Origin of the sequence: Granulicatella sp. WM01 (genome assembly GCF_004570605.1) — a bacterium.
Taxonomy (GTDB): domain Bacteria; phylum Bacillota; class Bacilli; order Lactobacillales; family Aerococcaceae; genus WM01.
Map to the genome: position 1 here is coordinate 1 of NZ_SPPB01000073.1, position 7,185 is coordinate 7,185.

The 7,185-nt window shown below is 33.4% G+C and carries 6 protein-coding genes, 1 pseudogene and 1 other annotated feature; of the genes and pseudogenes, 1 reads left to right on the plus strand and 6 read right to left on the minus strand.

Annotated features, from left to right (window positions below; genetic code table 11):
- Positions 1-325: 325 nt before the first annotated feature.
- The 6 genes from E4T68_RS07910 to E4T68_RS07935 all read right to left on the minus strand — a co-directional run bounded on the left by E4T68_RS07910 (position 326) and on the right by E4T68_RS07935 (position 6,241).
- Complete coding sequence (locus tag E4T68_RS07910; RefSeq protein ID WP_135125797.1) at positions 326-964, minus strand: ABC transporter ATP-binding protein; 639 nt, start codon at positions 962-964, stop codon at positions 326-328.
- A 1-nt stretch (position 965) separates the two neighbouring features.
- Entirely contained in the window at positions 966-2,966 is a 2,001-nt protein-coding gene (locus tag E4T68_RS07915; RefSeq protein ID WP_135125799.1) for a DUF1430 domain-containing protein, read from the minus strand.
- Positions 2,967-3,021: 55 nt separating this feature from the next.
- Positions 3,022-3,216 (minus strand): hypothetical protein, encoded by a 195-nt coding sequence (locus tag E4T68_RS07920; RefSeq protein WP_135125801.1) that lies wholly within the window; start codon positions 3,214-3,216, stop codon positions 3,022-3,024.
- 504 nt (positions 3,217-3,720) lie between these two features.
- Positions 3,721-4,548, minus strand: a complete 828-nt coding sequence (locus E4T68_RS07925) for a MetQ/NlpA family ABC transporter substrate-binding protein (RefSeq protein ID WP_135125803.1) — start codon at positions 4,546-4,548, stop codon at positions 3,721-3,723.
- Between the two features lie 24 nt (positions 4,549-4,572).
- Positions 4,573-5,232 (minus strand): methionine ABC transporter permease, encoded by a 660-nt coding sequence (locus E4T68_RS07930; protein ID WP_135125805.1) that lies wholly within the window; start codon positions 5,230-5,232, stop codon positions 4,573-4,575.
- Positions 5,216-6,241 (minus strand): methionine ABC transporter ATP-binding protein, encoded by a 1,026-nt coding sequence (locus tag E4T68_RS07935; protein ID WP_135125807.1) that lies wholly within the window; start codon positions 6,239-6,241, stop codon positions 5,216-5,218. Before E4T68_RS07935 ends, E4T68_RS07930 begins: the two co-directional genes overlap by 17 nt.
- A 97-nt stretch (positions 6,242-6,338) precedes the next feature.
- Positions 6,339-6,560 (minus strand) — a binding site (T-box leader).
- Positions 6,561-6,691: 131 nt separating this feature from the next.
- Here E4T68_RS07935 and E4T68_RS07940 point away from each other — a divergent pair.
- A pseudogene (locus tag E4T68_RS07940) lies at positions 6,692-7,185 on the plus strand (helix-turn-helix domain-containing protein); the annotation flags it as partial.

Sequence of the window (7,185 nt, forward strand, 5' to 3'; positions counted from 1 at the left end):
AAATGATAACAACTATACAAAATGCGTTAAATAGTAGACCTAGACGTCTACTAGACTATGATACACCTCATACTATGTTTAATCGTTTGTGTGCAACGACATAAACTATAACAGAATAGGTGTAACCGTAAAGGCTCGCTACGCTAATACCTTGACCGTTACACCTATTCCATTACAAAACAACTATGTCGCACACAGACATAGACTGTGACTTTAGTATTTTTCATGTACTGTTGCACTTGGCTTTACAACACGGGAAAACTTTATCACATCATCTCAATCAGTAAAAATTAACCTTTATCATCCTTAAACTGATATTGCTCTTCTAATTCACTAAATCATTTAAAGAAATGACTTCATCTGCCATTTCCCAAATCATAGGATTATGTGTTGCAATGATAATCAAGCGATTTGCTTGCTTTAATCCTACTAATATATCCATGATTTCTCTGGAAGTTTTTGGATCCAATGCAGCTGTCGGTTCATCTGCTAAGATAAGAGGTGGATTTTTCAAAATAACTTTAGCAAGGGCTACCCTCTGAGATTCACCACCTGATAATTCATAGACTTTTTGCTTCAAGTCAAGATAGTCCAATCCAACTTGATAAAGCGCCTCTTTTTGCTTTCTTCTTTTTTCTGCTTTATCTATTTTTTGACCGACTAAACCTAAATCTAAATTTTCTTGGATTGTTTGACTTTCTAACAATCCAAAATTTTGAAACAAATACCCAAGTTCTTGTCTAAAAAAACGCGAGGTCTTAATTTCAGACAACTCTTGATTACGGTAGATAATACTCCCTATTTTATAGGGCTCTAATTTTGCCAACATGTTTAATAACGTTGTTTTTCCACAGCCACTTCTACCAATAAGTGCGTAAATTTTTCCTGTTTCAAACGTTAAATTCAACTTTGAAAACAGTATTCGTTCATTAAATCTTTTTGAGATATTCTCTATGGTAATCATACTATTCTCCTTTCAAAATGGTCACGTAAAATTTGTCTTCTTTTCTACTTTGACGTTTGAGTAGTAATAGCATATTTCCCAAAAAGACAAAAAATACACACCAATTGATGACGACATGACTTGTTAAAAATTGACTTATAATCGCTCCGATTAATAAAACTGAAATTTGCATAAAAAGATATGACTGATGCAATTCAAAGAATGACATGCCTGACAATTTTTTTATAAAAATTTCTCGACGAAACTCCGTAAAGTAAAGGACATTTAACGTATTGAACAATAGAATAGCTGTTACTAAACCAAAAATAGCACCTGCAAGTGCAGTGAGCGTTTCAACTCGGATTCGTTGGGTTATTTCTTGATAACTGTCATACCCTGTTCGAATGTAGCCTACATCCTGTCTAATATCATATTTTTCAAACAAACGATTTGCTTGTTCAACTGATTCAAACATTAAATAACTTCCTAGTGCATTATCCCAGAACGGCGTGCCAACTTTAGCATTCATCGCATGAGGAGTAACAACAATAATAATCGGGTCTTGTAAAAACTGAGTATCTCCTGCAGTATGTCTATTGAAAATAAATCGCTTCTGATTATTATCTGTGTATCCTATTATAGCTTGCATCTGCGTCGTTTCCGTTTCAGTTTTTGTTAAATTTGTCATATATTCTGAATAGAGCACCTCATATTTTTCAGTATCTGTTTTTAATGTTTCAGGCAACAATAAAAGATACTCTCCTACTTGCAGCTTCTCTGCTTTTTCTTTAATAGTAGCCGTTACTTCAATATGCTGGTTTTCTAAATAATTAGGCGTCACAATAATTGTATTCCCCTCTGGATTATACTCTGTCAAACCAGTTGATTGATTTCCTAACTCTTCCTTGATAGCATGGAGGATTACATTATGCTGAACTAATAACGCCTGTTTTTGTTCCACTGCCTCATGAACTAGCTCTTGCCACACTTCTCTTTTCCGTTGAATAGTTTCTTCGGAACCACTATTTCTCTCACGAGAGATGCCAATTTCAACTACATTTTTTTGTTTTTCCCATTCAACACGTCCTTGCTCTTGTTCATGCCAAATTTTAAATGCAACTACCGTATGATTTATATTGAGTGCTACCATGATTGTGGCTAGCAATTGTCCAATTAAAATGACACTTACAATACTTTTTAAAGGTATTTGTCCTTTAATCAACTGCATAAGCTGAACTTTTTTCAAACTACTAATGAGTAAAACATTCACACATACACTAAGTACAGCCAATATCACGTTATACACTAAAACACCTTGAATAAGCAGTGGTATACTAATAAGTGGCATGTGCATGCCAACAAGAGTACCTGAGCCCAATAGACTTATCAAAGTAAAAGTTACCACAATATCACGTATATCTTTTAAAATACTTTGAAACACAAGATACCTTAACTCTTGCCCTGAAATCAAACGAATCCCAATATGGCGCAACGTTTTAAGTTGTCTAATAACAATTAAACTCGTATAAGTTAACACAAAAATAAGTAATCCTAAAAACTGTCCACCTTTATTAAATAATCGAATAAAATCTGTCAGCACATTTGGCGTATTTGGAATACTCTTTTCAAAACCTAATTTAATTAATGTACTAGCAAGAGTATCTGCAGACAAACTCCCTTTAACAATAAAATAATTATTGACTAAACTGGAGGTTTTCGCTATTTTAGAATCTGCCAATTTCATCTCGGCTGGAAGATTTCCTTGTCCTAAAAGCTCGTATACATTCTCTGATACGCCTTCTTGAGTGAGTATACTAATTTGTCGTGCAACTATGCTGTCACTTTGTTGTGCTAAATTGTCCAATTCCTTTTTTAATATGTCGTATTGTACATCTTTTGAACCACTCACAACAGCAACTGACGGATACGTGTCATACACTAAAACATCCTGTCTTGCTACTATTACCCATAGAAAAAAACCACACATCACAATATTGGATAGGATTAAAAATAATTTTTTCATGTTTTTCCTCCTAATAAATCAGAAACGACGAATCGCCTCTAATAATACTTATCTCTTAAAATTCAAAGTCAAAAGTGGTTCTTTCACCAACATTAGTAGTGATAAAAGCATAAGCTTGATTGCCTGCACCAACAAATTCTTTTTTACTGTAATTATTACAATCTAAATTTGCTACACTTGCCCAATGATCCCTTGAAGAATAATAACTAAAAAAACGCTCCTCATTTAAAAATATTATGAATTGATCCACATTCCCAAATACCACCTTGTACATGTACTGCCAAGACCTGTGTTGATATCATTAAGGTAAAAAGAACCCATAATAAAACAACCGCTTTTTTAGATTTTAACATACCACATTCCTAACTTTCATTTTATACTGCAAACCATATTAAGAAAGTAAATTTCCCCTAATTAGCCTATCTTTAAGTGATTACTGTCACTTCCTCTTCTCCTTTCATACAGCAACCATTTATATTTTTATTCTAACAAATAGCCTTTTATAAATCAACCGTTTTCATTCTTTTTATAAAAGTATTTACAACGCTTTCTATATAGTGAATTCTCTTATTAAACAACTTACCTACACCACTACCAAATTAAAAATCTTCTTAAAAATAATGATGATTATCAGCAAAAAACTACCAATAATCATCATAAAATTTATTTACATAGTTCTCTTTGTGCTTGTATTTTTTGCACATTAGTCTATCATGCACACACTTTTTTCATATTCAATGAACTTTTTGCATCATTAGTTATAGTTAGGTTTATCAAACCCTTTAAATTCTTCGTCAATAACTTTATTGAATTTCTCTGATTTGACCACTTCAATCAAATCCTTAGCAAACTGCGCATCTTTATCTTTAGTCTTTACAACAACTCGATTACGATAATTATCGTCCATTTTTTCTAGAGCTAATGCAGACGTTAAATCCATTTTTGAAGCCAACGCATAATTCCCAGGTACTGCCGATAAATCCGCAGAATCAATAGCTCGAGGGAGACCTGCCGCTTCAATTTCATTAAACGCTAAATTTTTATAATTTTCTTTAATATCTTTTTGCGAAATTTTTAATACATCAACATTATCATTTAAAGTGACTAATTTTTCTTTACTTAAAATATTGTAAGCACGTGCAGCATTTGTCACATCTCCTGGCAAGGCTAAAGTGGCACCACTTGGAACTTCAGATAAAGTTTTATATTTGTTAGAGTAAATCCCCATTGGTGCAGTAGGTACTTGAATAAGCGGTGTCAATTCTAGATTATTTTTCTTAGCAAAATTTTCCATATAAATGATGTGCTGGAACAAGTTAGCATCTAATTCCCCTGCTGCTAAAGCATTGTTCGGTTGAATATAATCTGTAAATTCTTTTACTTCAACCGTATATCCCTTTTCCTCTAACCCCGGTTTAATGGCTTTTTTAACCATATCGGCATAAGGACCAGCCGTTGCTCCTATGACTAATCTCTTTTTCTCTTGAGATGTATTTGATGTTTGCTGCTGACATGCCACTAAGCATACTGTAAATAGAGCTAAAAAACTAGCGAACACTATTTTTTTTATTGATTTTTTCATACTATATTCCTCCATAAATTGACATTATTTTTTAAAGCACTCGGCAATCTTATCGCCAATTAATTGTATTGCTTGTACAACGACAACTAAAAATACTATCGTTACAATAAGCGTCACATTATCGTATCTATAATACCCATAACGGATAGCTAAATCTCCAACACCTCCTCCACCAACGGCACCTACCGTTGCACTGTAAGCAATAATATTAATTAAAGTCAATGTCATCGCCTGAATAATACCATACGTTGCTTCAGGTAATAAAACATATTTAATAATTTGCCATGTAGATGCTCCAGCAGCAACACTAGACTCTAAAACACCTTTGTCTATATGACGTAATGCTGTTTCAACTAACCGAGCAAGTAGTGGGATAGCCGCAACACTCAAGGGGATAATCGCTCCAATAGCACCAGTTGAATTACCGACCAGTAAACGTGTGATTGGAATTAAAGCAACCATTAAAATAATAAATGGAATTGAGCGAATGACATTAATAATCACATTTGACACACTTCTAATCCATGCTTGTTTCCAAATCAATCCTTGACTTGTGATGTACAACAAAATTCCTAATGGAATACCTAATAAAATCGTAATTGCCATTGAAGCACCTACCATAATCGTTGATTCTCCTAAAGCCTTTGAAAATTCTGGTCCAATTGTTTCAATGAATGTTTTCATAAGAATGAATGACCTCCATTCGTGTAATAGTGCGTTTCAAATAATCACACACTTTCTCTATCTCATGATGATGCCCCTTTAACGCAATCGTTAAATGCCCTAAAGGTTTTTGCTGAATGTACTCTATCTTGCCTTGCACAATCGAAACAGAAACTTGAAATGCTTCTTTTAAATGGTCGATAATAGCTTGTTCGGCATTTGAATTATCAAAAACAAGTCTGACTAGCGTATCATTTTGATAAGCTTTTAAAATCAGTTGTGGCAGATTATCTTGGTATAAACTTGCTACAAACTGTTTCATGAGTGATGATTTTGGTTTAGCAAATAATTGATACACATCATCTACTTCAACAATCTCTCCCTTTTCCATGACAGCAACACGTTGGCAAATGGATTTGATAACTTCCATTTCATGTGTCACTAATACAATAGTAATGTTTAATAATTGATTAATATTTTTTAATAGTTCCAAAATTTGTTGTGTTGTATCTGGATCTAAAGCACTAGTAGCTTCATCGCATAACAGAATTTTAGGATTATTAGCTAAAGCACGTGCAATCCCTACCCTTTGCTTTTGTCCACCTGACAATTCCTCAGGATAACTATTTTGTTTATCTTGTAACCCTACTAACTCTAACAATTCTTCAATACGTTTCCGATGTTCGCTTTGAGGAACTCCTGCTGCCAATAAATTAAAAGCAATATTTTCATAAACTGTTTTAGCATGTATTAAATTAAACTGTTGGAAAATCATACCAATCCCTGAACGCTTTTGACGCAACTCCGTTTTAGATAATGCAGTTAAATCTACTCTATCTACTAAAACTGTCCCACTCGTTGGTTTTTCCAATAAATTGATACACCTTAACAGTGTACTTTTACCTGCTCCACTATACCCAATTATCCCAAATATTTCTCCCTCATTAATGGTTAACGACACATCCTTGACAGCATGTATGTTATTTTTCTTTTGCTTAAAACTAACATTTAAACGCTGTATATTAATCATCTATTTATCACTCCTTTTTTAGCGATCAGGCAAACCCATATAGCATAAAACATTCATACTACTCAAAATAAAAACACCCGCCCTTTCTACTTTTCATAGAAAGGACGAGCATTTCTCGTGGTACCACCTTTATTTGTCTACTCATCACCAAGTAAACCTCCGCCAGTTTAAAACTGTTACACTATAACGGGTGCTACCGTTTGTCTTTATGTATTCAGACAACCACTCAAAGACCATTTCCTACCAGCCTTGCCCTTGTTTGCACCAACCACAAGATCTCTTAATCACAGCTACCAGTTCTTCTTTTCAATGTGTTATTATCGGAATTTTATCTTTTTTTAATCTTTTTGTCAATAGTTTTTTATAAAACTTTTTATTTTTATCAATCGAATGTGATAATGTCTTAAAGTAATCGAATGACAAAATGTCCCAAAATGATAAACTAGAGATATGAAAAGGATAGAATTAACAGTGAATGAAATAAAAAAATATAACGTCATCAAAGCCGTTCATCATGGCAAAAAAACAAAACAACGTGCCTGTGTTGAATTAACTTTATCATTAAGACAAATTAACCGACTACTTAACAATTATGTTCAATTGGGTAAGTCAGCTTTTTCTCATAAAAATAAAAAACGCTCGCCAAAGCATAGTCTACCTGAATCTACTAAAACTTTTATTGTAGAACTATACCAATCATTTACCAATTTAAAACCTAATGTTGTTCATTTTACTGAAATTTTAAAACAAGAACATGGCATCAATTTAACAGATACAACTGTTCGTACCATTCTCTATAACCATGGGATGATTTCTCCCAAAACACATCGTAAAACAGTAAAACGACTAAAACAACAGAAAAAAGTAGCACAACAGGTGAGACATGAATTGTCTATAAACTTACCCCGTTCTTGTGAGTTTCTAGCAGATAGTGACACTATCCA

What these genes read in the sequence shown, in the direction of transcription:
- E4T68_RS07910 (WP_135125797.1), bottom strand. Translation starts at nt 964, where the DNA reads ATGATTACCATAGAGAATATCTCAAAAAGATTTAATGAACGAATACTG.
- E4T68_RS07915 (WP_135125799.1), bottom strand. Translation starts at nt 2,966, where the DNA reads ATGAAAAAATTATTTTTAATCCTATCCAATATTGTGATGTGTGGTTTT.
- E4T68_RS07925 (WP_135125803.1), bottom strand. Translation starts at nt 4,548, where the DNA reads ATGAAAAAATCAATAAAAAAAATAGTGTTCGCTAGTTTTTTAGCTCTA.
- E4T68_RS07930 (WP_135125805.1), bottom strand. Translation starts at nt 5,232, where the DNA reads ATGAAAACATTCATTGAAACAATTGGACCAGAATTTTCAAAGGCTTTA.
- E4T68_RS07935 (WP_135125807.1), bottom strand. Translation starts at nt 6,241, where the DNA reads ATGATTAATATACAGCGTTTAAATGTTAGTTTTAAGCAAAAGAAAAAT.